Origin of the sequence: Burkholderia sp. E168m23 (assembly GCF_016586125.1) — a bacterium.
Classification (GTDB): domain Bacteria; phylum Pseudomonadota; class Gammaproteobacteria; order Burkholderiales; family Burkholderiaceae; genus Burkholderia; species Burkholderia orbicola.
In genome coordinates this window covers 1-858 of record NZ_BCPP01001552.1, presented here as the reverse complement: position 1 = coordinate 858, position 858 = coordinate 1, and the positions used below count along the sequence as shown (strand labels likewise).

Annotated in this window: 2 protein-coding genes; both read right to left on the bottom strand. The window is 67.4% G+C overall.

Features of this window, described 5'->3' with window-relative positions; translation table 11 throughout:
• Positions 1-137: 137 nt before the first annotated feature.
• A complete protein-coding gene (locus JMF90_RS38840) occupies positions 138-554 on the bottom strand; it encodes an SRPBCC family protein (protein ID WP_011549251.1) in 417 nt (138 codons plus the stop codon).
• Between the two features lie 17 nt (positions 555-571).
• Positions 572-858 (bottom strand): aldo/keto reductase (locus tag JMF90_RS38835; protein ID WP_201326521.1); only part of this gene is annotated, 287 nt, incomplete at its 5' end.

Sequence of the window (858 nt, the reverse complement as noted above, 5' to 3'; positions counted from 1 at the left end):
GCACGCCGATGGCGGCGGCCAGCCGGCGTAAAACCGCGCTGACGCGCCAACGCCTTCGCAGCGGGTCGAAACCCGCGGCGAAGGCGTGGCCGGAGCCGGAAAGCCCGACTCCCATCGCACGATGCGACGTGCCGCCGTTAAGCCGCCGCGAAGCGCTTCGCCAGTTCCGCGAGGCCGTCTTCGTAAATCCCGCGGAACAGCCGGACGGTTTCGTCGTCGGTCGCGCCGTGCGGCGTGAACGTGCCCGACCACTCGACCTTCGATGCGTTCGGGCCGTTCTCGCGCACGCGCAGCGTGGAGCGATAGTTCACGACCGGGAACGGTGCTTCGAGAATCGCGTACGTATAGCTGCGTTCCGCTTCGTCGAACGCGACCAGCCGCTCGACGATCGCGTCGCCCGCCGGGTTCGCGAGACGCCGCACGCGCCCGCCTTCGCTCAGTTCGCTGGCCGGAATGTACGACAGCCAGTCGGGCAGTGCGCCGAAGCCGCCGATCAGTTGCCAGACCGTGTCGGCCGAAGCCGCGATCTCGATACCTGCATGGGCCTGTGCCATGTCATCACCTTTCAGGATCAACGATCGGTCGGCAGCGGCGCATTGGCCGCAATCAGACCTTGTTCACGCATGTCGCGCCAGAAGTCGGCCGGAATCGCCACGTTCAGCGCCGCCTGGTCTTCCGTGATCCGCTCCGGACGGCTCGCGCCCGGAATCACCGCGACGGTGGCCGGATGCGACATCGAAAACTGCAGCGCGGCGGCCTTGATCGGCACGTCGTAGCGCGCGGCGATCGCCTTGATCCGGTCGACCTTCGCGAGAATTTCCGGCGACGCCTTCTGGTATTCGAAGTGCGTGCCGCCCG

Coding starts and splice junctions, on each gene's coding strand:
- JMF90_RS38840 (WP_011549251.1), bottom strand. CDS start 554: ATGGCACAGGCCCATGCAGGTATCGAGATCGCGGCTTCGGCCGACACG.